This window comes from Micromonospora sp. NPDC048843, from assembly GCF_040649965.1.
In the GTDB taxonomy this organism is placed as follows: Bacteria; Actinomycetota; Actinomycetes; order Mycobacteriales; family Micromonosporaceae; genus Micromonospora; species Micromonospora hortensis.
On the sequence record NZ_JBEZGJ010000020.1, the window covers coordinates 1 to 26,334 of the forward strand.

Genomic DNA, 26,334 nt, shown 5'->3' on the forward strand with positions numbered 1-26,334 from the left:
CCGGTATCCGGACGAAACCGCAACGCCGCCGGTCGTCGTTCGGGCCCGCCGCAGGCCGGCCAGTTCTTATGAAACAGGCCCTAGGTGAGCAGACCCTCGGCCCTCAGGTGGTCGAAGATGATCTGGTCGACCGGCGAGGTGCGGTGTCGGTCCGCGTACCCGAGCCAGGCCATCTCGGCGATCTCGCTGGCCGGCCGCAGCTCTCCCCGATAGTCGGCCCGGTAGCAGGTCATCCGCACGGTGACGCCGGTCGTGTGGCCGTGCGCCTGAGCGGTGAAGGTGCCCAGGTGCACGGCGCCGGGCACGTCGACCTCGACGCTCAACTCCTCGTCGATCTCCCGACGCAGGGTCTCCAGGTCGGTTTCGCCCGGCTCACGCTTTCCGCCCGGCAGGTACCAGACGTCCTTGCCCACCGACCGGGTGCTCAGCACCCGACCGTCCTCGACGAGGATCCAGGCCACCTTGTCGATCTCGCGCACGATGCTCCTTACCGCCGCCGGGATCGGGGACGCTACCACCCGGCACCGCGCTCAGTCGGCGAGCAGGTCGAGCAGCAGCGCTGCGGTCCAGCTGAACGCCGGTGAGCCCAGCCCGACGCCGGTGTCCGGGTGGAAGTACTCGTGGCAGCCCGCGCCGGCGACCAGACCGATCATCGAGCGGCGCAGCCCGGCGGCCAGCTCCGGGTGACCGTGCTCGAGCAACCCACGCCGGACCATCCAGCCGATGTTGAGCCAGCTCGGCCCACGCCAGTAACGCACCGGCTCGAAGTCGGGTGCGGTGCGGTCGTACGTAGGCAGCGGCCGGTCCATCCGACGGGCCAGCCCGAAGCGCGCCGACCGGGCCTCGACGATCAGCGCGTCGGCCTGCCGGGTCGGCAGGCCGGGCAGGATCAGGGGCGTCAGCCCGAGCACGGTACGGGCGCTCAGCAGGCGGTCGGTGCGCAGGTCACGGGGCTGGAACGTGCCGGTTTCCGGGTCGTACAACCGGCGCAGGAGGGCTTCGGTGACCCGGGCGGCGCGGGCCTGGTGCGGCCCGGGATCGTCGCCGACGAGCGCGGCGATCTCGGCGAGGGCGTGTTCGGCGGCCCCGAACGCCGCGTTGAACAGTGGGCACTCCACCAGGAACGGGTGCGCGGCGGCCAGGTCGCGGTCGGAGTAGCAGTGCTCGCGGTAGGCGGCGACGATCGCCAGGTAACGCGCGTAGTCCAGGTCCGTGGGGCGGTGCGCGGCGTCGGCGTGCGTGGTGTCGTGCCGACGGTACGCCCGCATGACTGCCGCCTCGGCCGGCACCGCGGCCATCGGCTCGTCCCAGGCCGGGCTGTTGTCCAATCCCGACTCCCACGGGTGCACGATGCAGACCAGCCCGTCCCCGGCCACGTCCCGCCGGTCGGCCAGGTAGCGCTGTTGAGCGACCAACGCGGGATAGAGCCGGCGCAGCGCGGCCAGGGCGGTGGGGTCGGGCGCCCGCCGGTACGCCAGCAGCGCGGCGAGCGCGTGCACCGGCGGCTGGACCAGGCCGGAGGTGGCCACCGTCGGTGCTCCCGGCACGTCGGCCGACCGCCACATCTCCGGCCCCGGGAAGTACGCGCCGACCCGCAGCGCCCTGTTGAACACGATGTGCGGCACGCGGCCGTCGGCCCACTGCGCCCGGAACAGGCTGGCCAGCTCCCGCCAGGCGCGGTCGGGACGGACCTGGGCCAACCCGATCGCGATGAACGCGGAGTCCCAGCTCCACTGATGCGGGTAGAGCGTGCGCGAGGGCACCGTGTGGTCGTGCTCCCAGTTCGCGTCGAGCGTGTCGACAGCGAGTCGACGCAGCCTGGCCGCGTCGGCCGGGCCACCCGTGCCGGCGGCGTCGGCACGCGTCGCTCCGGCGTCGGCGGGCTCGCCGACGTCGATCGGCTCGGCGTCGGCCGGCGCGCCGACGCTGGTCAGCCTTGCGTCGGGGGTCACGCGGCGGCCCGCCGGGGCAACGCGTGTCGCAGCACAGTGGCGGCCTGTTGCAGGGCCCGCACCGGGTCGCCACGGAGCCGGCACTCCAGCGCCAGCCAGCCCCGGTAGTCCAGCTCCAGCAGGGTTCGCACCAGCGCCGGCCAGTCCAGGTGCCCGGCGCCGGGCTGGTACCGGTTGGAGTCGCTGACCTGGACGTGCCCGAGGTACGGCGCGGCGGCGCGCAGCGCGCGGTGCACGTCGTCCTCCTCGATGTTCATGTGGAAGGTGTCGGCGACCACCCGGACCGACGGAAGTCCGAGCGCGGCGCAGAGCGCCACCGCCTCGTCGAGACGGTTGACCATGTGGTCCTCGTACCGGTTGAGGGGTTCCAGGAAGAGGGTGACCCCCTCGGCCCGGGCGTGTTCGCCCAGCTCGCCGAGGGCGTCGAGGAGCACCTGCCGGTCGCCGTCGGGGGCCCGGGGCGGCTCGAACGGCGGCAGTCGTCGGGAGAACATCCCCCAGGCGGCCGGGGTCATCACCCCGACGCCACCCAGCTCGGCGATCACCGAGAGCTGGGAGCGCAGGTTGCGGACGGCGTCGGCGGACCGGGCCGGGTCGAAGTCGCCGATGAAGTGGTCCATCTCGACGCAGACGGTGGGCATCACCACCCCGGCGGCGCGGGCCCGGCGCAGCTCGGGCAGCCGGCGGGCGAACGCCAGGTCGCCGCGGCCGCGTAGCTCGATGCCCTGGTAGCCGAGGGCTGCCGCGAGGGCGTACTTCTGGATCAGGTTGGTGCCCGGCAGGAGTTGTTCCTGACAGGCCAGCGCGATGGTGGTCATGAGAACCTCAGCACGACTTGGAGGACGTCACCGGCGCCGCGGTCGAGCAGCGCGAGGGCGTCGGCGACCGCGCTGGCGTCGACGATGTGGCTGACCAGCGGCAGCGGGTCGACGCTGCGGTCGGCCACCAGGTCCATGAAGGTCTGCGCGACCCGGTCTCCGGTCCACCGGCCGGCCATGCTCGGCGCGGGGGTGGGTCCGGAGACCTGGGCGGCCACCAACTGGATGCGGTTGTGGTGGAACTCCTCGCCGAGGCCGAGTGCCTCGGCCTGGCCCTGGTAGAAGCCGGCGGCCACGACCCGCCCGGCGTGGGCGGTGGAGCGGATCGCCTCGTGCAGCGCCGGGTACGCGCCGGACAACTCCAGGCAGACGTCGGCCCCCCGGCCGTCGGTGGCCTGGCGCAGCACGGCGGCGGCGGAGGCGACAGTGACATCCACTGTGGATGTGGCGCCGTATCGGGCGGCGTGCTCCAGCCGGTCGGGAACCGGGTCGACGGCCACCACCCGGGCCCCGGAGAGCACCGCGAGCCGGGTGGCGAGCAGCCCGATGACCCCTTGGCCGAAGACGCCGACCCAGTCGCCGAGGTGCAGGTCACCGGCGAGCACGGCGGTCAGCGCGATGGCGCCGGGGCGGGCGAAGACCGCAGCGAGCGGGTCCAGCCCGGCAGGGAGCGCGCGGACCGCGTCAGCGGCGAGCACGGCCTCGGCCCGGTGCCCCCAGATGCCCCAGACGAGCTGGCCCGGATGCCGGTCGGTGACTCCCGGCGCGACCTCGATGACCTCGCCGACCTCTTCGTAGCCGAAGCCGATCAGCGGGTAGGGCACCGGCGTCTGCCGAGGGACGAACATCCGGGCGGCGTCGTCCCAGTCCTTGCTGAGCCGGGGATTGCTGCCCCGGTAGAGGGTCAGCTCGGTGCCGGCGGAGATGCCCGAGTAGCAGGTGCGGACTCGGACCTGGCCGGGGCCGAGCGGATCCGGCGGGCAGGGCTCGAGGCTGATGCGTCGAGGCCCGGCGAGAGAGACCACCCAGTTGCCCATGTGTCACATCCCGGTAGCACTGGGCTCCAGGATAGCAAAAAATCGCGATATGTCTTGCTATTGATCAATCGAAGGTGTTGGATCCTTCTTGTACCCTTCGAGAGGAGTGCCATCGATGTCTGCACCTCCGAGGCGGATACTCGCCACCACCCTGATCCTGGCACTGACCACGACCACCCTGCTTGCCTGCGGCGACGACGAGCCAGACAGCAACAGCAAGAAGATCACCGTCTGGAGCCTGGAGGACGTGGCCGACCGGGTCACCGCCACCAAGGCGATCATCGCCGACTTCACCGCCAAGACCGGGATCCAGGTCGATCTCGTGACCGTCAACGAGGACCAGTTCCCCTCACTGATCGCCGCCAACGCCGCCGCCGGCGACCTGCCCGACGTGGTCGGTTCGGTCTCCCTAGCCGGCATCCGTACGCTCGCCGGCAACGAGCTGCTGCACGCCTCGGCGAACGCGGAGGTCGTCGACAAGCTGGGCAAGCAGACGTTCTCCCCCCGAGCGCTGGAGCTCACCTCCGACGACGGCAAACAGCTGTCCGTGCCCAGCGACGGCTGGGGGCAGCTGCTCGTCTACCGCAAGGACCTGTTCGCCGCGGCCGGCCTGCCCGCCCCCGACACGTACGAGCGGATCACCACCGCCGCGGCCCGGCTGAACACCGGCGGCGTCGCCGGCATCACCGCGGCGACCGCCCCCAGCGACGTGTTCACCCAGCAGACCTTCGAGCACCTGGCGTTGGCCAACGGCTGCCAGCTCACCGACGACTCGGGGAAGGTGACACTGGATTCGCCCCAGTGCGTCGAGGCGTTCCGCTTCTACGGTGACCTGATCCGCACCAGCTCGGTGAAGGGCGCGCAGGACGTGGACACCACCCGGGCCACCTACTTCGCGGGCAAGGCGGCAATGGTGATCTGGTCGCCGTTCATCCTCGACGAGCTGGCCGGGCTGCGCAACGACGCCAAGCCGACCTGCCCCCAGTGCCAGGCGGACCCGGCGTTCCTCGCCAAGAACAGCGGGTTCGTCACCGCGATCAAGGGCCCGAACGGCACCGAGCCGGCCCAGTACGGCGAGATCAGCTCATGGGCGGTTCTCGACGGTGCGGTCACCGACCCGGCGAAGTCCTTCGTGGAGTACATGCTCGGTGACGGCTACCCGCGCTGGTTCGGCATGTCCCCCGAGGGCCGCTTCCCGGTGCGCAAGGGCACCCCCGCCGAGCCGGAGGCGTACCTGACCGCCTGGAACACCAGCCAGGCGGGCGTGGACGCGAAGAAGCCCCTCACCGACGTGTACGGCGAAGAGGTGCTGGCCACGCTGCGCCGCAGCCCGGACACCTTTGGGCGCTGGGGGCTCACCCAGGGGCAGGGCAAGCTCGTCGGCGCCATGCTCGGCGAGTTGCCGGTGCCCAAGGTGCTGGGCGACCTCGTCTCCGGCAAGTCCGACGCGGCGGCCACCGCCAACCGCGCCACGAAGGACGTGGACGCCATCAAGGCGGGCGTCAATTGACCACCACCGCGCCCGGCCCCGGCCGCTCCCCCACCAGGGAGCGGTCGGTGCCACCCCGGCGCCGACCGTTGACCCTGCGCCGCCGCGAATCCCGGGCCGGGCTCGCGCTGGTCGCACCGACCCTGCTCGTCACCATCGCGGTCATCGGCATCCCGATCGTCTGGACGGTGGTGCTCGCCTTCCAGCGGGTCCGGCTGGCCACGCTGCGCAAGACCGGCCTGTTCGGCGAGTTCACGATGGACAACATCGACCGGGTGCTGAACACCCCCGGCTTCGCCGAGACGCTGTGGGTCACGCTGATCTACAGCATCGGCGGCACCGTCGGATCGATAGTGCTCGGTCTGGTGGCCGCACTGGTCGTCCGCCGGCCGTTCCGGGGTCGCACCCTGGTCCGGGCGTCCATGCTGCTGCCGTACGTGGCACCGGTGGTCGCCGTGACGTTCGTCTGGCAGGTGATGCTCGACCCGCAGCTCGGCATCGTCAACGCCTGGGGTCAACGCCTGCTCGGCTGGGACGCCCCGGTGCCGTTCCTCACCCAGGAGTCGACAGCGCTGGCCACGGTGATCGTCTTCGAGGCGTGGCGGTACTTCCCGTTCGCGTTCCTGTTCCTGCTGGCCCGGCTCCAGGCGGTGCCCGGCGAGTTGGAGGAGGCCGCACGGGTCGACGGCGCCACCCCCACCCAGCGGTTCCGGCACATCCTGCTGCCGCAACTGCTGCCGGTGATCGCCCTGCTGGGCGTGCTGCGCTTCATCATGACGTTCAACAAGTTCGACGACGTCTACCTGCTCACCGGCGGTGCGGCCGGCACCGAGGTGGTCAGCGTGCGGGTGTACGAGTTCCTCACCGCCCGCACCGACATCGGGGCCGCGGCCGCCCAGGCGGTCGTGCTGGCCGTGGTGCTCATCGTGTTCGTGCTGATCTATCTGCGCTTCTTCGGACGGAGGGTGGGTTGATGGACCGGGACGTGGTGGAGACGGTGAGCCTGCGTTGGCTGCGCCGCCTGGTGATCGCCGTGTTCCTGGTGATCACGGTGTTCCCCTTCTACTACATGCTCGTGCTCTCGGTGCGTCCCATCGAGCGGCTGCTGCTCGACCCCGGGGCGCTGGTGGTCGGCTTCGGTGAGCTGACAGTGGCCACGTACGCCGAGGTGCTCAAGTCCACCGACGACGGCGGCCAGGGTTTCCTCACCTTCATCCGCAACAGCGGGCTGGTCGCCGTCGCGGCGACAGTGCTCACCCTCCTGGTCGCGATCCCCGGCGCGTACGCGGTGGCCCGGCTGCGGTTCTTCGGCCGGCGGCAGGTGGACTTCCTGTTCCTGGCTGTCTACCTGTTCCCGTCGATCGTCATCGCGATCCCGCTGTTCGTGGTCTTCACCCGGGCCGGGCTGCGCGGCTCACTGTTCGGTCTGGTGCTGGTCTACATCTCGCAGACGTTGCCGGTGTCGGTCTACATGCTGAAGAACTACTTCGAGACCATTCCGGTCAGTCTGGAGGAGTCGGCCGCCATCGACGGCGCCGGCCGGCTCGGCATCATCCGCCGCGTCAGCCTGCCCCTGGCGATGCCCTCGATCATGGCGGTCGCGCTCTACGACTTCATGATCGCCTGGAACGAGTTCCTCTTCGCCCTGCTGTTCCTGGTCGACAAACCCAACCGGTGGACGGTCTCGCTGGGGTTGTCCCTGCTCGCCGACGGGGTGGAGGTCCCCAAGACCGTGCTGATGGCCGGGTCGGTGGTGCTCACCCTGCCCATCGTGATCCTCTTCTTCGCCAGCGAACGGCTGCTCACCGAGGGGCTGACCAGCGGCGCGGAGAAGGGATGATCGTCTCGTCCGGGTCGCCCGCCCGGCCCCCGCCGGCCCGGATACGGTGGCCTCATGGCCAACCCGACCCGCTGGGCGACCGACACCGGCCCCGAGCACTCACAGTGGTATATCGACCGGTTCCGCAAGCTCGCGGCCGAGGGCGCGGACCTGGCCGGCGAGGCCCGACTGGTGGACGCCCTCGTCGCGCCGGGCTCTCGCATTCTCGACGCCGGCAGCGGCACCGGCCGCGTCGGTGCCGCGCTGGCCGAGCGGGGGCACACCGTGGTCGGGGTGGATGCCGACCCCGCGCTGGTGGATGCCGCCCGTGCCGACTATCCCGGCCCGACGTGGCTGGTCGCCGACCTCGCCGAGCTGGATCTACCGGCGCTGGGTGAGGCCGAGCCGTTCGACGCGGCGGTGCTGGCCGGCAACGTGCTCGCCTTCGTCGCCGTCGGCACCGAACCGGACGTGCTGCGCCGGGTGGCGGCGCACCTGCGACCCGATGGCGTGCTGACAGTGGGCTTCGGCACCGAGCGCGGCTACCCACTGACCGCGTTCGACGCCGACGCGGTGGCCGCCGGGCTACGCGTGGAGCAGCGCTTCGCCACCTGGGACCTGCGCCCGTGGCGCGACGACGCCCCGTTCGCGGTAACCGTCCTGCGCCGCCCGGCCGACTGACACCGCCCGCCACGCCTTACTTCCCGGTGATCAAGAGGTTTCCGTCAGGATCACGCCAGGTTCTGACGCAAACCTCTTGATCACCGCCGGCATGCCGCGCCGGCGGCGGGCTTTGGGGGTTCAGTCTGGGGCCGCTACGGCGCGGGCGGCGGCTGGGTCGAGGGTGGCGCCGGCGGGCACCAGGCTGACCAGCCCGGCCGGTAGCCGCACCGGCCGCACGTCGCGGTAGCCGAGCATCGGGAGCACCTCCCGATCGGCCAGCACGTACCGTCGGCCCAGGTCGGTGACCACGGAGACCGCGCCGCCGGTCGCGCCGGGCGCCGCGGCGGCCTCGACCACCGCGCCACGGCCCGGCTCCACCACCACGTGGTCGGCCAGCACCGCGCCGCCGGTGGGCGCGGTGCGGGGCACGGCCGTCAGGTCCCGCAGCGGTACGCCCCAGCGCACCTCACCAACCCCGCCGTCGTCGCCGATGCGGGTGCAGAGCGCCCCGCCGTCGCCGGCCGCGAGCCGGGGCGGGGTCGGTGGCGGGGCGTTCGGGCCGGTCGGGGCCAGATCAGGCACAGTGGGCAGCGCGGCGAACCGACCCAACGTCATCGGCACCGGCTCGACCTGCCCGGTGCGGGCCAGCAACAACCCCGCCTGCAACTCGGTGATGCCGGCCAGGCCGGCGTCGAGCGCCACCGCGTACTGCCGGCCGCCACCGGAGTTGCTCACCAGGTAGACGGTGCCGATCGCGGCACCCGGCACCCGGGTGGCGGGCCGGCCCAGTGCGGGCAGGTCGAGTGGGGCGAGGTCGGTGCCGGCGGGCAGCGAGTTGAGCAGTGCCGGCGCCACCCGAACCGCCTGGGCGCGGGTGGTGGCGAGCGCCGCCAGCACCCGGCTCGGATCACGGACGAGGTAGCGGCGCTGGTGCCAGACCAGGTGCAGCCCACCGTCGGGGTGACGCAGCAGCAGCGCGTCGTCGCCCAACGGCCTACCCCCGTCGGAGTCGGTGCCGATCAGCAACGCGGAGCGGGGCGCCTCGACGCCCGTGCCGGCCGGGACCGTCGAGCAGACCGTCCACGCCGTGGCCGCCAGCCGGCCCGGGGCGGGCAGCGAGTCGGGCGCGTCGGCGATGCCCAACGGCAGCCCGCGCGGCACCCCGTCGATAGTGCGTCGGGACACCAGGACGGTCTTCGAACGGTCCGCACCGACGATGAGCAGCGCCGAGGCGTAGTTGAGCACCGGGTGCAGCTTCTGCTCGCGGTAGACGAACCGGGCGCCGGACTCCTTCTCCACTATCACCGCGCCCGGGTCGCGCCACCCCTTGCCGCCGCCGGCGAACAGGCCGTAGAGGGCGAAGCCACCGAGCCCGATCGCCGCGACCAGGACGCTGGCCAGGCCGGCGCCGGCCAGCCGCCGAAACGGCGACTGTGCGGGGTCGGTCTCCCGCATGACCAGGGCGGCGACTGCCCGCTGGACGCTGAACTGGTAGGAGTGCAGCTGGTCCTGCCGCGACGGCATAAGTCCCCTCCGGTGGATCGGCCGGGCACAGGATATGCGCTGCGTCGATCTCCCGTGGACCCTGCGTGGTCGCCCGTCGCGGGGCAACCGCTACCATCCGTGGACGAATCCGGCGGCGAGAGGGCACCCGTGGGCGCGCGTTTCGAAGAGCTGGCCTGGCGGGAGACCCCGATCGGCGCGATCAGTCTGCGCCGACGCCGGGACCCGGCACTCCAGGTCGAGGTGTACGAGGTCAAACTCGACGACGAGTACCTGATGTCCAGCCTCTTCCCGGTCGCGGAGATCGAGCTGGCCCGGCTCGGTCTCGCCGAGGTGGCCGGTGACTCGCTCGACGTGGTGGTGGGCGGTCTCGGGCTGGGCTACACCGCCTGCGCGGCGCTGGGCGACCCCCGGGTGCGCTCACTGTTCGTGGTGGAGGCGATCGAGGACGTGATCGACTGGCACCAACGAGGGCTGCTGCCGTTCGCGGCGGGGCTTGCCGAGGACCCCCGGACCCGCTTCGTGCAGGCCGACTTCTTCGCGGCCGTGGCCGGTGACACCGGCTTCGACGCCGAGGTGCCCGGCCGGCGGTTCGACGCGGTGCTGCTCGACGTCGACCACTCCCCGCGCAACGTCCTGCACCCGAGCCACGCGGCGTTCTACCCGCCGGCCGGGTTGCGTCGCCTGGCCGCCCTGCTACGCCCCGAGGGCGTCTTCGCGCTCTGGTCGGACGACCCGCCGGACGCCGAGTTCACCGCCGCTCTCACCGAGGTGTTCGCGAGCGTACGCGCGCATGTCGTGCCGTTCGCCAACCCGCTGACCGGCGGGGAGTCGGCAAACACCGTCTACGTGGCGCGTACCGGCCCCTGATCGACTTCGGTATGCCGCGCGCGCATGGTGTCGGCCGGACGGGGAACGAGAAGCCGGGGCCGGCCGCACCAGGCGCGGCCGGTTACGGGAGGTCGACATGCGTGCACTGCTCTGGGTTGTCGGCGTGGTCGCCGGCGTGCTGATCCTGCTCGGGTTGATTCTCGAGGCGGTCCGCTGGCTGATCATCATCGGTGTGATCGCGCTGGTGATCGTGATCGTCTGGGGCGTCGTCAAGGGGCGGCAGGCCGTGAGCCACCAGTCCCGCCGACGGTGACCGGCGGCGGGGCCGGTCAGAACCAGTCCGGGCGCATGTCGAGCGCGGTCCGGTCCCGGCTCTCCAGCAGGTCGAACTGCGGGCCGGTCCGGGGCAACTCGACGGCGAAGAAGTAGCGGGCGGCCTGCCGCTTGCCGGCGTGGAACGCGTCGCCGGCGCCCTCCGCCGGCAGCGCCAGGACCTGCTCCAGCCACATCCACGCGATCACCACGTGCCCGACGGCCTCCAGGTAGGCGCTGGCGTTGGCCAACGCCAGCACCGGGTCACCGTCGGCCCAGAGTCGACGGGTGACAGCGGTGACCCGGCCCACCGTGGCGGCCAGCCGATCCGCCAGCTCGGACGCCTCTCCCCCGACCTTGCGGGCCCGTTCGACAGTGTCACCGATCATCGTGGTCAGCAATGTGAGACCTGCGCCGCCCTGCATGATCATCTTGCGCCCCAGCAGATCCAGTGCCTGGATGCCGTGGGTGCCCTCGTGGATCGGGTTGAGCCGGTTGTCCCGGTAGTGCTGCTCCACGTCGTGGTCACGGGTGTAGCCGGCACCCCCGAGCACCTGGATCGCCAGGTCGTTGGCGGCGAGGCACCACTGCGACGGCCAACTCTTCGTGATCGGGGTGAGCACGTCCAGCAGCAGGTGCGCGCGCTCGCGGTCGGCCTCGGCCGGTGCGGTCTTCTGCTCGTCGAGCAGCCGCGCGCAGTAGAGCACCAGCGCCAGTGCCCCCTCCACGTAGCTCTTCTGGGCCAGCAGCATCCGTCGTACGTCAGGGTGGTCGATGATCGGCACCTGCGCGGCGGCCGGGTCCTTCGCGCCGACCGGCCGGCCCTGCGGCCTTTCCTTCGCGTACGCCAGGCTCTTGAGATAGCCGGTGTAACCCAGCGCGGTGGCGCCCGCACCGACCCCGATCCGGGCCTCGTTCATCATGTGGAACATCTGCGCCAGGCCCTGATGCGGCGCGCCGACCAGGTGACCGACAGCTCCGGCGCGGCCGGCCGGGGTGTGCGCGCCGTCGCCGAAGCTGAGCAGGGTGTTAGTGGTGCCCCGGAACCCCATCTTGTGGTTGAGGCCGGCCAACGCCACGTCGTTGCGCTCACCGAGCGACCCGTCCGGGCCGACCAGCACCTTCGGCACGATGAACAGCGAGATGCCCTTGACGCCGGGCGGCGCGCCCGGGATGCGCGCCAGCACCAGGTGGACGATGTTCTCGGCCAACTCGTGGTCGCCACCGGAGATCCACATCTTGGTGCCGAACAGCCGGTACGTGCCGTCCGCCTGCGGTTCGGCGCGGGTGGTGATGTCGGCCAGCGAACTGCCGGCGTGCGGCTCGGACAGGCACATGGTGCCGAAGAACCGACCGTCCAGCATGGGTCGGACGTAGGTGTCCACCTGCTCGGGGCTGCCGTGCGCCAGCAGCAGGTTGGCGTTGCCCAGGGTGAGGAACGGGTACGCCGAGGTGGCCACATTGGCGGCCTGGAACCAGGTGAAGCACGCGGCCGCTACGGCGTGGGGCAGTTGCAGGCCACCGACAGTGGCGTCCAGCCCGGCAGTGAGCAGGCCCGTCTCGGCGAAGCTGTCCAACGCCGCACCGACCTGCGGGATCAGCCGCACCCGCTGCCCGTCGAAGGTGGGCTCGGCCAGGTCGGCGGCGCGGTTGTGCGGGGCGAACTGCTCGGTGGCCACCCGCTCGGCGAGATCCAGGGCGTCGTCGAAGGTCTCCCGGGAGTGCTCGGCGTAGCGGGGGCGCTCGACGAGCTCGGACACCCGCAGCCACTCGTGCAGCAGGAAGTCGAGGTCACGGCGGGAGAGCAGGGTGGACGGCACGGCACTCCTCAGCGGGCACGGGGGCGGTCGGGCCGGGGCGACGGCCCAGTGTCGCCCCGCCCATCCTGGCGGATCGACGGGGCGCGCACCACCGGCCCGGGCGGGGTTCGACGAGCGGAACTTGTCACACCGACCGGTTAGCGTCGTTGTCCGTGACCGCACCCGGAGACGTCCCGCCCGAGATCCTCGACCGGCTGCGGCCGATCTGTCTCGGGCTGCCGGAGACCTACGAGGAGCCCGCCTGGGTCGGCACCCGCTGGCGGATCCGCAAGCGGACCATCGCCCACGTGCTCACCGTCGACCCCGATCGCCAGCCGGTGCACGCGCGTGCCGCCGCACTCGACCAGCCCGCCTGCCTGCTGACCTTCCGGTCGCCACTCGACGAGATCGCCGGGCTCCTCGCCACGGGGCACCCCTTCTACAAACCGGATTGGAGTCCGAACGTGATGGGCATGGTCCTGGACGAGGACACCGACTGGGAGGAGGTGGGTGAGTTGCTCACCGAGAGCTACTGCGTCATGGCCCCCAAGCGACTCGCCGCCCGGGTCGGCCCCCCGGCACCGCCGATCGGCTGAGCGCCGACGGCGCCCTGCCGCCGGTTGAGCGCCGGTGTCCCGCGACCGGCGGTTTCGGCCGGCACGCTCCGGGGATACCGCGCCGGACGGCCGTAGCCGTCGTCAGCGGCTGGAAGCCGAGGCGCCGCCGGGCGGGTGAGGAGCAGTTCGATGTCGTCGCTGCCCACCGAGGAGGATCACCGGTTGACGCCGGTGTTCCAGGAGGACCGGGTGTGCACGGGCGTGTCCACAGTGGGCGAGCGGGTGTTCCTGAGCTACCCGTCGGCGGATCGGCCCGGCGTACAGGTGGTGGAGGCGTTGCCGGACGGCCGTCGTGTCTCCTACCCCGACGCCGCGTGGAATCGTGCCGACCAGCCGCCGAGCGGGGCGTTCGTGCACGTCAACGGATTACGCGTCGGCCCGGATGGCAGGTTGTGGATCGTCGACTCGGGTTCGCCGCGGATCGGCGGCGCGCAGGTGCCGGGCGGCGCTCGGCTGATCGCTGTCGAACCGGACGACGACCACGTGGATCGGGTCTACCACCTCGACGAGGCGGTGCACCCGGGCAGCTACGTCGACGACGTCCGATTCAACGGCCGGCTGGCCTATCTCAGCGACGCCGGGGCGGCCGGCCTCATCGTGCTCGACCTCGACTCGGGTCGGTCGAGGCGGGTGTTGGACGGGCAACAGAGCACGGCGGGCGGCCCGGTGGTCGCCGACGGTCGCGTGCTGCGTGACCCGGACGGCGCCGAGGTACGCCTGCACGTGGACCAGTTGGAGGTGTCGCCGGACGGTCGCTGGCTCTACTACCAGCCGGCCCCCGGCGGGATGTCCCGGATCGCCACCCGCTGGTTGGACGACCCGTCGGTGTCCGCCGTCGAGCTGGCCCGGAGGGTCGAACGCTGGTGTGACACACCCAGCACCGGCGGCACTGCCATCGACGCCACCGGCACCATCTACCTCAGCGACCTGGAACGGCGGCGCATCCTCGTCCTCGCACCCGACCGCAGCGTACGGACGCTCGTCGCCGACCCCCGACTGGCCTGGGTGGACGCGATGTGGCTCGACGCCGATGCCCGGCTCTGGATGCCGGCGGCCCAACTGCACCTGACCGCCGGGCTCAACGGCGGGGTCTCGGCCGTCGACTACCCGGTCCAGATCTATCGGATGCCCGTTGAGATCGGGCCGCCCGCCCGGGACCACGCCTGAGTGCCCAGTCCGGCAGCCGCCGGTCCGCACCGGGTCTCCCCGGGCCCCGGTACGAAAACCCGGTGGAGAGGCGCGGTCCGATGGGTGAAGATCGCAGGGTGTCCGTTCCCGCCCGTCAGATCCGTGCTCGTTTCTCGGCCGACACGATCACCGTGTACCAGGCGTACCCACCGGAGATCGCGCTGCCGGCCGTGGCCGCCGGTCGCTTCGTGGCCCCCTTCAAGCGCGACCGGATGACCTGGATCAAGCCGTCGTTCCTGTGGATGATGTACCGCTGCGGTTGGGCCACCAAGCCCGGGCAGGAGCGCGTGCTGTCCATCGACATCACGCGGGAGGGCTTCGAGTGGGCGCTGGCGCGAGCCTGTCTGAGTCACTACGACCAGGGCGTGCACGCTGACCGGGCGACGTGGTCGCGGCAACTCAAGGCCAGCCCGGTACGGGTGCAGTGGGATCCGGAACGGACACTGCACCTGAGCGCGTTGCCCTACCGGTCGTTGCAGGTCGGGTTGTCCGGCGAAGCCGTCTCCCGGTACGTCGACGACTGGACGGTCAGCGTCACGGACATCACCCCCGCTGTCCACCGCGTACGGGAACTGGTGCGGGCCGATGACGTGCGGGCGGCCACGGACCACCTGCCGGCCGAACGAAGCTATCCGCTGCCGAGGCAGATCGCTGCCCACCTCGACGCCACCGGCTGACCGTTCGCGATCACCGGTCCAGGCCCGCGCCTGGTAGCGACGTGTCGGGGCTGTCGGAGGGTGCCGCTAGGGTCCGCCGATGGCTGATTTCGTGTTGGTGGCTGGTGCGTGGCTGGGATCCTCGGCATGGGACGAGGTGGTGGCACCACTTCGGGCGGCCGGCCACGGCACCCACCCGCTGACCCTCTCCGGCCTCGCCGACCGGCGGAATGTGCCCGCCGGGCAGCAGACCCACGTTCAGGACATCGTCGACGAGATTGAGCGCGGCGACCTGCACGACGTGGTGCTGGTCGGGCACAGCTACTCGGGCATTCCGGTGGGTCAGGCCGCCGAGCGGATCGGCGACCGGTTGAGCCGGGTGGTCTTCGTGGATTCTGAGGTGCCGGTCGACGGTGGGTCGTTCGCCTCCGGCTGGTGGCAGGGCCAGGCGGCCTTCGAGGCGCAGATCGCCGACAACAACGGCTACTGGGCTCCGCTCGGCCCGGCCGATTTCGACGGTCAGGGTCTCACCGACGAGCAGATCGCCCGGCTGATCGAGGGCTCCACGCCGCATCCGGGGGCCACGCTGACCGAGCCGGCCGTGCTGGCCCGGCCGTTGGGTGAGCTGCCGGCGACGTACGTCAAGTGCCTGCTCGACGGGCCCGAGCCGAACGACACGGTGGCGAACCTGCTGACCAGCGACCACTGGCGACTGATCACCATGGCCACTGGCCACTGGCCGATGTTCTCCCAGCCCGCCGAGCTGGCTCGGATTCTGTTGGCGGAGGCCGGCTGAGCTTCGCTGGCAGAGGCCGCAGAGCCAGGCCAGCCGCACGCCCGGAGCCCTCAGGCCGTGTCGAGGGTCTGGATGTGGCGCACCGGTGACGCGAGCAGCCACAGCACGGCGAGCACGCCACCCAGGCCGGCGATGGCCAGGGTGGGCCGCAGCCCGATGGTGGTGCCCAGCGCACCGCCGACCAGCGCGCCGAGCGGTCGGATGCCGTAGTTGACGGCACTGTAGGCACCGGCCCGGCGTCCTAGCGCGTCGGCGGGTGTCACGGCGATGAGGAGGGCGTTGAGGTTCACGTCCATCAGCATCACCCCGACGCTGGAGACCAGCTCGATGGCCGCCAGCATGGCCACCTTCGTCCAGGTGGGCCCGGACACCAGGGCGGTCAGCGCCAGCGGCGCGGGGAAGAGCACCGCGCCGATCATGGCGGTACGGCCCAGACCGATGGCGCGCGAGACCCTCGGCGCGAGCGCCGCGCCGATGAATCCGCCGATCGCTCCGAAGCCGAGGGCGATGCCGATCGCGCCGGCCGACAGGTCGAGTTCGCGGCTGGCGTAGAGCACCAGCAGCGCGCCGGCGATGAAGGTGAAGAAGTTGACAGTGCTGGTGCAGCCGAGGGCGGCCCGCAGCACCGGATGCCGCAGGACCAGCACGAGCCCTTCGCGGACCAGGCCGAGGGTGGACGTCCGACGCGGCGGTGGCGGGGGCTCGGTGACCGGGATGCGACTGAGCAACAGCGCGGAGCCGAGAAAGGAGACCGCGTCGACGACTATCGCGACCGGCGCGCTGAGCGCCTGAACGAGGCCACCGCCGACGGCCGGGCCGGCGATGAAGGAGAGCGACCGGCTCATGCTCATCTTGCTGTTCGCGTCCACGTACGCCGAGCGCGGCACCAGGCCGACGAAGAACGCCTGACGCGCCATGGCGAAGAGCACCGCTCCGAAGCCGGTGAGCAGTGCCACCAGGTAGAGCTGGGTGAGGGTGATCGCGTCGAACAGATAGGCCACCGGGAGGCTGAGCAGCACCGCGGCGCGGATCACATCGGCGATGATCAGCAGTCGCCGCTTGTGGGTGCGCTGGTCCACCCAGGCGCCCAGGAACAGGCCCAGCAGGTTGGGCAGCCAGATCAGCGCGGTGAGGACGCTGACCTGCACGGGTGTGGCGGTGAGCAGTGTGACGGCGATCAGCGGTAGGGCCAGTTCGCTGATCCGATCGCCGAAATGGGAGATCGTCTCGCTGATCCAGAAGGTGCGGAACCGCCGGTCACGGTGCAGGGCCGGCGGGGGCCCGGTGTCGGCGGGGGCGTCGGTGGCGGTCATGACGCGGCCGCGTCGTCGTCGCCGGGCTCGGCCGGGGCTTCGTCCCCCGGCTCGGGCAGCAGGTAGCGCAGCATCCGGACGATCCGCGCGTCGGCCGGAGCCGACTTCTCCTTGCGCCGCACGTACGGGGCGATCAGCTCCTCAATGGACTCCTCCAGTTGCCGCAGCTCGTCGGCGGTGGCCACGAACCGGGTGTCGGCCATGCCGGCCAGCGTGCGCCACTCGGGGTCCAGTCGGGGCTCTTCGTGCAGCAGCCACTGCTGGGGTGCGTCGGAGTTGCGGGCGAACATCTCCGCGCGGAGCTGCTGGACGGCGGTCTGCCCCTCGGTGCCCTCGGGGGCGGTGAAACGAAAGCCTCGGGCGACGGCCTGCCACCAGCGTTCCCGCTTGCTGGTGGCGCCATCCCAGTCATGGACCAGGCCGAACGTCGCGAGGTGCCGCAGGTGCCAGCTGACCACCGACGGCGTGGCGCCGACGTGCGGTGAGAGCCCGGTGGCAGTGGCCGGGCCGTGCCGCTGAAGGTGTTCGAGGATCGCCAGGCGCACCGGATGGGCCAGCGCCCGCAGCGCCTGCGGCTCGGTGATCTCGAAATCCCCGTACGGATTCTTGAGAGACATGTTTCGAGAGTAGTCTCTCAGATTAGATCGGAGCAACCCCGAGCCACCGCCGCGGCGCGTTGATCAGGCGATGCCCAGCCGCGCCAACGGCTCCACCAGTTCCCGCTCCTCGTAGCTGAGGTGCGACAGCAGGGCGTCGGTCAGCAGGTCCACCGCAGCGCGCAGCTCGGCGATGCCGTCCGGAGACCCGACGTACGCGACCAGTGCCCGATCGACACCCTCCAGCACGTCGTGGATGACGTGATGCTCCTGCTCCAGCCGGTCGACCACAGGGCCGAGTCGGGGGTCCCGCGCCCTTAACCGGGGAAAGAGCGACTGGTCCTCGATCGTGTGGTGCGTGGTGACGATGCGGCAGTACGACTCGCAGTAGACGCCGAGCGTCCACCGGTTCTGCCTCATGGTCATCGTGTTGATGTGGGACCGGGCCGCGCCGGCGTCGATCTCGCCGGCCGCCACCTGCTCGATGAGGTCGTGAATCTGGGCCAGCTCGGCGCGCAGGCCGTCGTGGATCTGCACGAGGTGCGCTCCGGTGGCCTGCTCCTGCGGGGTGTAGGTGCGCTCCGGGTCGGGCGCTGGCCCGGTCGGCCGTGCCGACTCGTCCCACACCTGCTGCTCGCTTCGCCGTACGCCGTCGTCCGGGGTCGGCACCACGGCGAACGCACCACCGGTCGCGGTGGCGCGGCTCGCCCGGACCGCCGGCGCAGCGACCGGCTCCGGCTCGGGCTCGGGCGTACGCTCCGAAGCCGCGCCCCGGTCACGTTCGGCGGCGACCAGCTCGCGGACGGCGGGGGCCACCTCACCGGCGAAGCGGCGCAGGTCGTCGGGGTCGTCGCTACCCAGGATGAAGGTGCCGACACCCTCCTCCAGCGCCAGCTCGGCCAGCTCCTCGGCCCACTGCTCGGCGGGCCCGTTCAGCGGGCCGCGCCCGACGGTCGAGAACTCTCCGGCGATGTTGAGCAGCCGACGCACGTCCTGCGGGGATCGGCCGGCCTGCTGCGCGGCGTCGTCGATGATCGCGTTTCCCTTGGTCAGATCACCGGGCTGGAGGTAGCCCAGCGTGGGCAGCCAACCGTCGGCCCGACGACCGGTGAGCTGGAGCATCCGGGGCTTGTACGCACCCAGCCAGATCGGCACGGCGTGGGCCGGAGCGGGACCGCGCTTGGCGCCCACCACCCGGTAGAACTCACCGTCGACCCGCACTCCGCCGCGCGTCTCGACATCCCAGAGCTGACGGACGATCTCGATGGCCTCCTCCAGCGCTCGTACGCCCTGACCGGGGGTCAGCCGTCGGCCGCCCATCGCCTCGATGGCATCCCAGAACGCCCCCGCCCCGAGGCCGAGGCTGACCCGGCCACCGCTGAGCAGATCCAGGCTTGCCACACTGCGGGCGAGCACCGCCGGCGGGCGCAGTGGCAGGTTGGTCACGTTCGCCGCCAGGTGCACCCGGTTGGTGCGGGCCGCCACGAAGCTCAGCAGCGTCCAGGTGTCGAGGAACGCCGACTGGTACGGGTGATCCTGAAAGGTGACCAGGTCCAACCCGACCTGCTCGGCCAGGACGGCGACACCGACCGCACGGCCCGGATTGTCAGCGCTGGGCGTGACGAAGGAGCCGAAGACCAGGTCCTGGCCGTAGTCGCTCATCTGCGAGCCTCCCGATTTTCTCGACGCCTCGGACGATGCGTCGCAACCTTAACCTTATGCCGCACAGAACATCTTCCGCCAACAAGGTCTGACTTGCTGCGCTATTGTCGGGGCATGACGGGTGCCACTCACCGGCCGGACCGGCCCGATCCGCTCGACGACGACCTGGGCTGGATGCTCGGGATCGTCTTCCGCGGCTACGTCCGGGCGGCCGAGCACGCGCTCACCGACTTCCCCGGTGGCCCGCGCGGCTACCAACTGCTCACCGCGGCCAGCAACGGGCCGGCCCGGAACCAGGGCGCGATCGCCGAGGAGATCGGCATCGACCGCACCGTCCTCACCTACCTGATCGACGACCTGGAGCGGCCCGGGTTCGTCGCCCGGCGCGCGGACCCGGCCGACCGACGCAACCGGCTCATCGAGGTCACCGACGCCGGCCGTGCCGCCTGGGAGCAGCGGCGGTTGGCACTGCGGCAGGTCGAGTCGCACCTGCTGGGGGCGCTCACGTCGACCGAGTCGGCGACGCTGCGGTCACTGCTGCAGAAGGTCGCCTGCTCGACCCAGGCGGTAGACCCGTTGCGCGACCTCTGCGAGGTGGTGACCCAGGTGCAGCCCGACCCGACGCCCGCGCCCGCTGCGCGCCGGACCGGCGCCGCGGCGGCGCGGAGCGGGCGGACCGCCACCCCTCGCGCCCGCCGCAGCAGGCCCGACTGACCTGCGGATACTGCGGGCGGCCCGCCCGGCACCGCCCGACGTGGTCAGTCGAGCGGTGCCGGACAGGCCCGCGATGTCGCTACCGCACTCGGTCAGCGCACGTGCACGAAGACCGGGTTCGAGTAGAACCACAGGTCGTCCCACGGGCTCTCCAGCCCGTCGGCGAGCGGCTCGGCCTCGTCGGTGCTGGTGCCACGCACCCGCGCGTAGGTGTCCGCCTCGACGTTGCGCAAGGTGTGCCGGATGACGTAGCTGTCGCCGTGCCGACGCCAGTCCCGTGGGCCGAACCGGGCCGCCACAGTGGTGGTGGGGTTGGTGTCGGCGTCCAGGCTGGCGCTCGGGCCGGTGATCTGGCCGACGATCAGGTCGACCCGGCGGACCTCGGGCCGGTCGCCGTTCGCGTTAACCCCACCCAGCGGGCGGAAGGTGATCTCGATCTCGACATCGGTACGGCTACGACGGCTCACCGTGATCGTCTCGCCCACCTCGGCGGTCCTGCCCTGGGACGTGGCGGTGACGTCGAGGCTGCGGATCAGGTCACCGGTGGTGACCCAGATCCGGCCGTTGCGCAGGCCGTCCATGATGTCGCCGTAGTCCTGGCGGGCGTGCACGTACGTCTTGCTGTACTCGCCCGGCCAGAAGTCGGAGCCGCCCCGGGTCCAGTGCACGTGCGAGTCCGAGGTCGCGGTGATCCACCAGCGCCGGCCCTCGCCGAGCAGTGAGTCCCACAGGCCGCCGACCCGGGCGGTCATCTGGTCGAAGCCGCCGTAGGTGGGGTGGTTGCCGTAGCCGCCCCGCTTGCCGCCGTTGAGCGGGCCGGCCTGGTGACCGGGCGCGCCCTCGAAGCCGATGTAGACGTCCGGCGCGGCGTTGTTGCCGTTGCGGAACTCACGCGGGGTGTCCTGACCGTAGACGCCGAGACCGGGCGCCGAACGCGACGCGTGGTGGGCGATCACCAGCGGCTTGTGCGGCATGCCCCGGGCCACCTTGAGGAACTCCACCATCTTGGCCTCGGTGTCGCGGGCCGGGTCGGTGGGGAACGCGTCGTACTTGGCGAACCGGCTCTCCAGTTCGAAGAGCTGCTTCGCCTCGTCCTCGTGGCGCGGGATCATCAGGGTGTGGTGGTCCAGCGAGGGCGCGTCGAACTCCATGCCCCAGAACTGGAGCACCTCGGGGACGAGCTTGCGGGACCGTAGCAGGTCGGGGTACGCCTGCTCGATGTTCACCTTCGAGTGGGTGGGTCCACCGTGGTCGGTGCACATCGCCCAGGTCAGGCCGAAGTTCTTCGCCATGATGGCGTTGGTGACGATCGGGTAGACCGCGTCCGCGCCCTTGTGGAAGACGATCGGGGACTTCGTGGTGTCGAACTCGCCGCTGTACTCGGAGTGGATGTGGTGGTCGCCCGCACGCCACGCCCGGTTCTTCGAGTTGCCCCGGTCGGTCTTGTCGTCGTCACCCGGCCGGCGGTCCTCGCCGGCCCAGGCCGTGCCGGCACCGACCAGTGGGCTGGCCGCGGCCAGCGTCGCGCCGACGCCCGCGTACTTGACCAGCTTGCGCCGGGACAGCTGCGCGTGCTCGGTCTCTTCGGGATGCTTGTCTCTCACCTGAGAGCCTCTCCTCGATCAAGCGAATGCTCTTTCGACCAAGGAGCCTCGGAGAAGGCGGTGAACAGCCGCCGTACGCAGCTGGTGCACACGATGAACACCCTGCCCCGACCTGCGCGCAACGCCGATCAGATCCGGGCGCGCGGCAGCCAGCCCAGGAAGCGGAGCCGGACCCGGGGCAACGGCATCGTGGGCAGGTCCTGAGCGGCGGCGACGAGGCAGGAGCCGAGATAGACCGCGAGGGAGGCGCGCGCTCCACCGAACTCGGCGAGCAGTTGGCTCTGCTTGGTGGCGCAGGGCCACTCGCGGCCACATCCCGTGCAGGTCCAGCTCGGCGGGTTGGGGAGGTGCTCCGGCAGCTTGGCGCGGCGGTACCGACCGACGACGCTGTTGTCCGAACGCACGTCGCGTCGCCGCGTCGCGGGACCTTCGTTGCGGTGGGCCACCGGACGGGCACCGGGCAGGTAACGCCCGACGGTGCCGAAGAGCACCCCGACGCGGATCAGGGCGTCCGGTCCGACGTGCTGGGTCAGCAACGCGGTCATCAGGTAGTGCCCCAACAGGTCGAAGGCGTCACGGTGCAGACCCAGGTCGCGGCAGAGGTCGACGAACTCCGGCGTGGTCAGTGGCACCCGGTCGTCGAGTGCGCGGCGCAGCACCTCGCGGAGCCCACGCCCGAGCCTCTCCAGCGCGTCCCCCTCGCCCAGACCCAGGCTGTCCTCGTCCGCCACCCGGGCCAGCGCCTCGGCGACGGCCAGCCGAACGACGCGGTCAGGATCGGTACTGTCCAACGCTTCCCCCTCCGTGGGTCGGCCTCCCGGCAGTGACCCGGTCATCCTCCGACGAATCATGAACAAGATTTCGCTGTCGGCCACGAGGGTGGCTAGGACAGCAGACGTAGAACCATTTGGCGCGCTAGCCGGAAAACGAAGTCGAGCTGCCGACACATCACAGTGATTCGCGGGACGGCAGGTCGGTGATTGTCGTATGGTGACATTCCCATCTACAGATATTGCGTCTCAGCGTCAGTGAATGGTCAGACCAGATCCGACACGCTCCACCCGGTCGCTGCCGTCCCGCTCGCGACGTTCCATCCCACCGCACCGCCGGCCAATGATGTGCCGGGTCACCGCCGAGCACCCCGGCACGTCCCGAACCTGCCGTCGACACCCGTTCCAGCACCCGGCGGCACCTCCACCGGACGGAGACAGCGGATGACGTCATCACCAGTGCAGACACGCCAGTTCGACAGTCGTGACCCGGCGGCCATTCAGGAATTCCTGTCCGCCACGTACGACCCGAAACTGCGCATTCAGAGCAGGAACGGATACCGGCTCACCCACCACCGCGTCGACACGGGCCCCTTCGCCATCGCGACCACCCGCCAGACCGCGCACCTCGAGATCGATGCCAGCACCCTCGGCGGGCTGGTCATCGGTCGTACCCGCACCGCACACGTCGATCGCTCCTGCGCCGGATCGGCCCACCGGTTCGGCCCCGGCGAGGTCTTCCTCGTCACCAGGCCCGAGGAGCCATGCACCGTCCACTGGCATCCCGGCGAGGTGGAGCTCTGCGTGCTGGACCTGTCGGTGCTGGCGCAGGTGGCCACCACCGCCCCGGCCCGCCGGCCCGGGCGGATCGAGTTCACCGAGCTGGGTGCCGCCAGCACGGCCCTCGCCCGGCAGTGGCGCAACACCACAAGCTTCGTCCGCGACGTCGTGTTGAACAGCCCGGCCGCCGGGGCACAGTCGCTGGTGATCGGCAACGCCGCCCGGATGCTGGCCGCGGCGGCGCTCGCGGTCTTCCCCAACACCGCGTTCACCGAACCGACCGCCGCGGACCGGAACGACGCCACCACCGCCACGCTGCGACGGGCGATCACGTTTCTGGAGGAGCACGCCGACCGGGACATCAGCGCCGCCGACATCGCCGGCGCCGCCGGCGTCTCCCTCCGGGCGGTGCAACTCGCCTTCCGCCGTCACCTGGGCACCACCCCCATGGCCTACCTGCGTCGGGTCCGGCTCGTCCGGGCACACCACGACCTGGTACGCGCCGACCCGCGCCAGGAGACGGTCTCGGCGATTGCCAGTCGGTGGGGTTTCGCCAGCCACAGCAGGTTCACCGCGCGATACCACGCCAGCTTCGGTGTGCCGCCACGCGAGACGCTGAACACCTGAGACCCACTCGCAGGACGCCAACCAGCCAGGCGCCCGGGGTTCAACGGAGGACGCGGGCGAGGCGTCGAACGGCCTCGTCCATGAGTTCGGGTGCGGCTGCCGCGTAGGTGAGGCGCAGGTGCGGGGCCGGGGGTTCGGCCGCGTACCAGGGCCGGCCCGGGAAGACGGCGACGCCTTCGGCCGCCGCGGCAGCGGCCAGTGCCGCATCGTCGGCGCCGGCGGCGAGGCGCACCCAGAGGTGCATGCCGCCGCGTGGGATCGACTGTGGAGCAAGGCTTGGCAGATGCCGACGTAGCGCGGTCAGCAACGCGTCACGGCGTGTCCGAAGGGCCGTGCGCAGTGCCCGACGATGCCGCGACCACGCCGGAGAGGTGAGGAAGTCGATCGCCGCCTGTTGCAGTGGTCCGGCGACGAAGAAGTCGTCGAGCAGCCGGGCAGCGCGCAGTCGAGCCCCGGCCGGGCCACGGGCTCCGATGGCGGCGACGCGCAGCCCGGGGGCGGTCGACTTGGTCAGCGAGCGCAGGTAGATGACGTGGCCGTCGGGATCATCGCTGGCCAGTGGTGGCGGAGCCGGATCGTCGATGGTGAGGTCACGGGCGTAGTCGTCCTCGATCAGGAACGCGTCGGCGTCGCGTACGGCCTCGGCGACCTGCGCCCGGCGGTGCTCGGCCAGCGTCGCGCCATGCGGGTTGGCGTACAGGGGCTGGCAGTAGAAGAGCCGGGCGTCGGTGCGGGCGAACGCGGCGGCGAGTTGGTCGGGTCGTACCCCGTCGGCGTCGGCCGGCACTGGCACCACCCGCAGCCCGGCCGCGCGGGCCGCGGCCAACGCACCCAGGTAGGTGGGCGACTCGACGAGCAGGGCGTCGCCGGGCGCGGTGAGCGCCCGCAACGCGGACGACAGGGCGGCCTGCCCGCCGGGGCAGATCACCATGTCGTCGGCGTGCAGCCCCGCCCCGGCCTCACGGGCGAACCAGGCGCGCAGGTCCGCGCGACCCTCGACCGGCCCACGCTGCCAGCTCGCGGGCTGGCGGGCGGCTCGGGTGAGGGCCGCGCCGAGCGCGGCGGCAGGCTGGAGGTCCGCGTGGAGGTAGCCACCGGACAGGGGGATCGTTCCGGCGGGCGTCAGCGCCAACAGCGCCTGCATCTCATCCTGACCGAACCGGCGGGGCCCGAGCGCGACGGTCTGCCAGGACAGGTCGGGTACGCCTGGCTCGTCCGGTGGAGTGGCCACGAAGGTGCCTCGGCCGGGTCGCGCCTCGATCAGCCCCTCGGCCGCCAACTGGCGGATCGCCTCGGCGACGGTGACCGGCGAGGCCTGATGGCGGGCGGTCAGCTCGCGTACCGAGGGCAGCCGGCCACCGGGACCGGCGACGGCCGCGAGACCCCGCAGATCTTGGATAACGCGTTGGGCTGCGTTACCGTTCTCCATGAGGGACGAGAGTAGCGCTACTGCCAGAAACACGGTAACAGCGGATCGGATCGTCGGGCTCGGCCTCGGCGCCCTGGGCGTGCTCGGCTTCAGTCTGTCGCTCCCGGCCACCCGCATCGCCGTGCAGCAGCTCGACCCGTGGTTCGTCGCCTTCGGCCGGGCTGTCGGCGCGGGGCTGCTGGCATGGGCGTACCTGCGTCTCACCGGCGCACCGCGGCCCACCCGCGGTCAGTGGCAACGGCTGCCGATCGTCGCACTCGGAGTCGTCGTCGGCTTTCCCTTGTTCACCTCGATGGCGCTCCTCACCCAGACCTCCGCGCACAGCGCGGTCGTCATCGCCGCACTGCCCGCGATGACGGCAGTGTTCGCGGTGCTGCGGGCCGGCGAACGCCCACCGCCGCTGTTCTGGATCGTGAGCGCCGGCGGACTGCTGGCGGTTCTCGCTTTCCTCGGCGCCAGCGGCGCGGTACGCGGGGCCCTCACCCTGCCCGACCTGTTCCTGCTCGCGGCGGTCGTGCTGTGCGGCCTTGGCTACGCCGAGGGCGGCGCGCTCGCCCGCGAGTTGGGCGGCGCTCGGACGATTTGCTGGGCGCTGCTGCTCTCGCTGCCCATCACCGTTCCCGTCACGGCCGTTGCCGCCGCCGCCGGTCCGCCGCGGGCCGACGCTCTCGGCTGGTCGGCGTTCGGTTATCTCACCGGGGTCTCGATGTTTCTGGGCTTCTTCGCCTGGTACGCCGGCCTGGCCCGGGGAGGTATAGCGCAGGTGGGCCAGGTCCAACTCGCCCAGCCGGTGCTGACCCTGGGGTGGTCGGCGCTGCTGCTCGGCGAGGTGGTCTCCCCCGCCTCGATCGCGGCGGCGCTGGTGGTGTTGGGATGCGTCGTGGCGACCCAGCGCATCCGCCAGCGCCCACTGACGGTAGTGGCGCGACGCGAGGCCGGCGCGGGATCGGCCTAGCTCCGGTCGCGCTCGCGGCTGTCGCGGGCGGTCTGCAACTCGGGCACCGAGGCCTCCAGCAGATCGGCGAGGCCACGCAGTTGCTCGGCGACCTGGGCGCCGAGCGGGGTCAGCGAGTATTCGACGCGCGGTGGGATCGCTGTGAGCACCTCGCGGGTGAGCATCCCGTCGCGTTCGAGGGTCTGCAGGGTCTGGGACAGCATCCGCTCGCTGACCCCGTCGATGCGGCGTCGCAGCGCGTTGAACCGGTAGCGGCCCTCGCCGAGCGCCAACAGGGCCAGCGAGGCCCACTTCGAGGTGACGTCCTCGAAGGCCGCACGGGAGGTGCAACCCCGCGCGAAGACATCGCTGACGAATTCCTGGGTAGGCCCCGCCGGGTCCTGGGCCGGCATGTCGCTCACCTC

The 26,334-nt window shown here is 71.5% G+C and carries 26 protein-coding genes; 13 read left to right on the top strand and 13 right to left on the bottom strand.

Annotated features, from left to right (window positions below):
* Positions 1-80 precede the first annotated feature (80 nt).
* The 4 genes from AB0C20_RS07395 to AB0C20_RS07410 all read right to left on the bottom strand — a co-directional run bounded on the left by AB0C20_RS07395 (position 81) and on the right by AB0C20_RS07410 (position 3,807).
* Positions 81-479, bottom strand: coding sequence for an NUDIX domain-containing protein (locus AB0C20_RS07395; protein WP_357185888.1), 399 nt, complete (start codon positions 477-479; stop codon positions 81-83).
* A gap of 51 nt (positions 480-530) precedes the next feature.
* Positions 531-1,817, bottom strand: a complete 1,287-nt coding sequence (locus AB0C20_RS07400; protein WP_357567609.1) for a hypothetical protein — start codon at positions 1,815-1,817, stop codon at positions 531-533.
* Between the two features lie 131 nt (positions 1,818-1,948).
* A complete protein-coding gene (locus AB0C20_RS07405) occupies positions 1,949-2,770 on the bottom strand; it encodes a sugar phosphate isomerase/epimerase family protein (RefSeq protein ID WP_112589707.1) in 822 nt (273 codons plus the stop codon).
* Complete coding sequence (locus AB0C20_RS07410) at positions 2,767-3,807, bottom strand: zinc-binding dehydrogenase (RefSeq protein ID WP_357567594.1); 1,041 nt, start codon at positions 3,805-3,807, stop codon at positions 2,767-2,769. The genes AB0C20_RS07405 and AB0C20_RS07410 overlap by 4 nt, the downstream gene beginning before the upstream one ends.
* A 115-nt stretch (positions 3,808-3,922) precedes the next feature.
* On the opposite strand from AB0C20_RS07410, the gene AB0C20_RS07415 reads away from it, so the two are divergent.
* From AB0C20_RS07415 to AB0C20_RS07430, 4 genes are read left to right on the top strand one after another with little or no spacing between them, the layout of a single operon-like run.
* On the top strand, positions 3,923-5,317 hold the full coding sequence (locus AB0C20_RS07415; protein WP_238684900.1) for an extracellular solute-binding protein: 1,395 nt from the start codon (positions 3,923-3,925) through the stop codon (positions 5,315-5,317).
* 47 nt (positions 5,318-5,364) lie between these two features.
* Entirely contained in the window at positions 5,365-6,270 is a 906-nt protein-coding gene (locus AB0C20_RS07420; protein ID WP_357185877.1) for a sugar ABC transporter permease, read from the top strand.
* A complete protein-coding gene (locus AB0C20_RS07425) occupies positions 6,270-7,136 on the top strand; it encodes a carbohydrate ABC transporter permease (protein ID WP_357185874.1) in 867 nt (288 codons plus the stop codon). Before AB0C20_RS07420 ends, AB0C20_RS07425 begins: the two co-directional genes overlap by 1 nt.
* A 54-nt stretch (positions 7,137-7,190) precedes the next feature.
* A complete protein-coding gene (locus AB0C20_RS07430) occupies positions 7,191-7,796 on the top strand; it encodes a class I SAM-dependent methyltransferase (protein ID WP_357185871.1) in 606 nt (201 codons plus the stop codon).
* 120 nt (positions 7,797-7,916) lie between these two features.
* On the opposite strand, the gene eccB is transcribed toward AB0C20_RS07430, so the two are convergent.
* Positions 7,917-9,302, bottom strand: coding sequence for a type VII secretion protein EccB (gene eccB / locus AB0C20_RS07435; RefSeq protein ID WP_357185868.1), 1,386 nt, complete (start codon positions 9,300-9,302; stop codon positions 7,917-7,919).
* Positions 9,303-9,431: 129 nt separating this feature from the next.
* Between eccB and AB0C20_RS07440 the strand changes: the two genes are divergently transcribed.
* A complete protein-coding gene (locus tag AB0C20_RS07440) occupies positions 9,432-10,151 on the top strand; it encodes a spermidine synthase (RefSeq protein WP_266302800.1) in 720 nt (239 codons plus the stop codon).
* A 97-nt stretch (positions 10,152-10,248) separates the two neighbouring features.
* A complete protein-coding gene (locus AB0C20_RS07445) occupies positions 10,249-10,425 on the top strand; it encodes a hypothetical protein (RefSeq protein ID WP_238677404.1) in 177 nt (58 codons plus the stop codon).
* Positions 10,426-10,441: 16 nt separating this feature from the next.
* Here the strand turns inward: AB0C20_RS07445 and AB0C20_RS07450 are convergent, their stop codons facing one another.
* Positions 10,442-12,244, bottom strand: coding sequence for an acyl-CoA dehydrogenase (locus AB0C20_RS07450; RefSeq protein WP_357185864.1), 1,803 nt, complete (start codon positions 12,242-12,244; stop codon positions 10,442-10,444).
* A gap of 152 nt (positions 12,245-12,396) precedes the next feature.
* On the opposite strand from AB0C20_RS07450, the gene AB0C20_RS07455 reads away from it, so the two are divergent.
* The 4 genes from AB0C20_RS07455 (at position 12,397) to AB0C20_RS07470 (ending at position 15,480) form a co-directional block, all read left to right on the top strand.
* A complete protein-coding gene (locus tag AB0C20_RS07455; RefSeq protein ID WP_357567595.1) occupies positions 12,397-12,819 on the top strand; it encodes an MmcQ/YjbR family DNA-binding protein in 423 nt (140 codons plus the stop codon).
* 150 nt (positions 12,820-12,969) lie between these two features.
* Positions 12,970-14,007, top strand: a complete 1,038-nt coding sequence (locus tag AB0C20_RS07460; protein ID WP_357567596.1) for an L-dopachrome tautomerase-related protein — start codon at positions 12,970-12,972, stop codon at positions 14,005-14,007.
* Positions 14,008-14,105: 98 nt separating this feature from the next.
* Entirely contained in the window at positions 14,106-14,705 is a 600-nt protein-coding gene (locus AB0C20_RS07465; protein WP_357567597.1) for a DUF4291 domain-containing protein, read from the top strand.
* A 79-nt stretch (positions 14,706-14,784) separates the two neighbouring features.
* Positions 14,785-15,480, top strand: a complete 696-nt coding sequence (locus AB0C20_RS07470) for an alpha/beta hydrolase (protein ID WP_357567598.1) — start codon at positions 14,785-14,787, stop codon at positions 15,478-15,480.
* Positions 15,481-15,530: 50 nt separating this feature from the next.
* Here AB0C20_RS07470 and AB0C20_RS07475 read toward each other — a convergent pair whose 3' ends face one another.
* The 3 genes from AB0C20_RS07475 to AB0C20_RS07485 form a co-directional block, all read right to left on the bottom strand.
* Positions 15,531-16,793 carry an MFS transporter gene (locus AB0C20_RS07475; protein ID WP_357185849.1) on the bottom strand — a complete coding sequence of 421 codons (1,263 nt, stop codon included), beginning with the start codon at positions 16,791-16,793 and terminating at the stop codon, positions 15,531-15,533.
* The gene (locus tag AB0C20_RS07480) at positions 16,790-17,410 is read right to left on the bottom strand and encodes a helix-turn-helix domain-containing protein (RefSeq protein WP_357567599.1); all 621 of its coding nucleotides are present in this window, start codon (positions 17,408-17,410) and stop codon (positions 16,790-16,792) included. Before AB0C20_RS07480 ends, AB0C20_RS07475 begins: the two co-directional genes overlap by 4 nt.
* Positions 17,411-17,473: 63 nt before the next feature.
* Positions 17,474-19,051, bottom strand: a complete 1,578-nt coding sequence (locus AB0C20_RS07485) for an LLM class flavin-dependent oxidoreductase (protein WP_357567600.1) — start codon at positions 19,049-19,051, stop codon at positions 17,474-17,476.
* A 114-nt stretch (positions 19,052-19,165) separates the two neighbouring features.
* Between AB0C20_RS07485 and AB0C20_RS07490 the strand changes: the two genes are divergently transcribed.
* Positions 19,166-19,765: a MarR family winged helix-turn-helix transcriptional regulator gene (locus AB0C20_RS07490; protein WP_357185840.1), complete on the top strand. Its 600-nt coding sequence runs from the start codon at positions 19,166-19,168 to the stop codon at positions 19,763-19,765.
* A gap of 92 nt (positions 19,766-19,857) precedes the next feature.
* Here AB0C20_RS07490 and AB0C20_RS07495 read toward each other — a convergent pair whose 3' ends face one another.
* Positions 19,858-21,369, bottom strand: coding sequence for a phosphoesterase (locus AB0C20_RS07495; RefSeq protein WP_357185837.1), 1,512 nt, complete (start codon positions 21,367-21,369; stop codon positions 19,858-19,860).
* 128 nt (positions 21,370-21,497) lie between these two features.
* Positions 21,498-22,160: a hypothetical protein gene (locus AB0C20_RS07500; RefSeq protein WP_357185834.1), complete on the bottom strand. Its 663-nt coding sequence runs from the start codon at positions 22,158-22,160 to the stop codon at positions 21,498-21,500.
* Between the two features lie 423 nt (positions 22,161-22,583).
* Between AB0C20_RS07500 and AB0C20_RS07505 the strand changes: the two genes are divergently transcribed.
* Positions 22,584-23,546, top strand: coding sequence for a helix-turn-helix transcriptional regulator (locus tag AB0C20_RS07505; protein ID WP_357185832.1), 963 nt, complete (start codon positions 22,584-22,586; stop codon positions 23,544-23,546).
* A gap of 40 nt (positions 23,547-23,586) precedes the next feature.
* Here AB0C20_RS07505 and AB0C20_RS07510 read toward each other — a convergent pair whose 3' ends face one another.
* On the bottom strand, positions 23,587-24,975 hold the full coding sequence (locus AB0C20_RS07510; protein WP_357185830.1) for a PLP-dependent aminotransferase family protein: 1,389 nt from the start codon (positions 24,973-24,975) through the stop codon (positions 23,587-23,589).
* Between AB0C20_RS07510 and AB0C20_RS07515 the strand changes: the two genes are divergently transcribed.
* The gene (locus AB0C20_RS07515; RefSeq protein WP_357185827.1) at positions 24,974-25,930 is read left to right on the top strand and encodes a DMT family transporter; all 957 of its coding nucleotides are present in this window, start codon (positions 24,974-24,976) and stop codon (positions 25,928-25,930) included. The genes AB0C20_RS07510 and AB0C20_RS07515 overlap by 2 nt on opposite strands.
* Here the strand turns inward: AB0C20_RS07515 and AB0C20_RS07520 are convergent.
* A complete protein-coding gene (locus AB0C20_RS07520; protein ID WP_357185963.1) occupies positions 25,927-26,322 on the bottom strand; it encodes a helix-turn-helix domain-containing protein in 396 nt (131 codons plus the stop codon). The two genes, AB0C20_RS07515 and AB0C20_RS07520, sit on opposite strands and share 4 nt — an antisense overlap.
* Between the last annotated feature and the right edge of the window lie 12 nt (positions 26,323-26,334).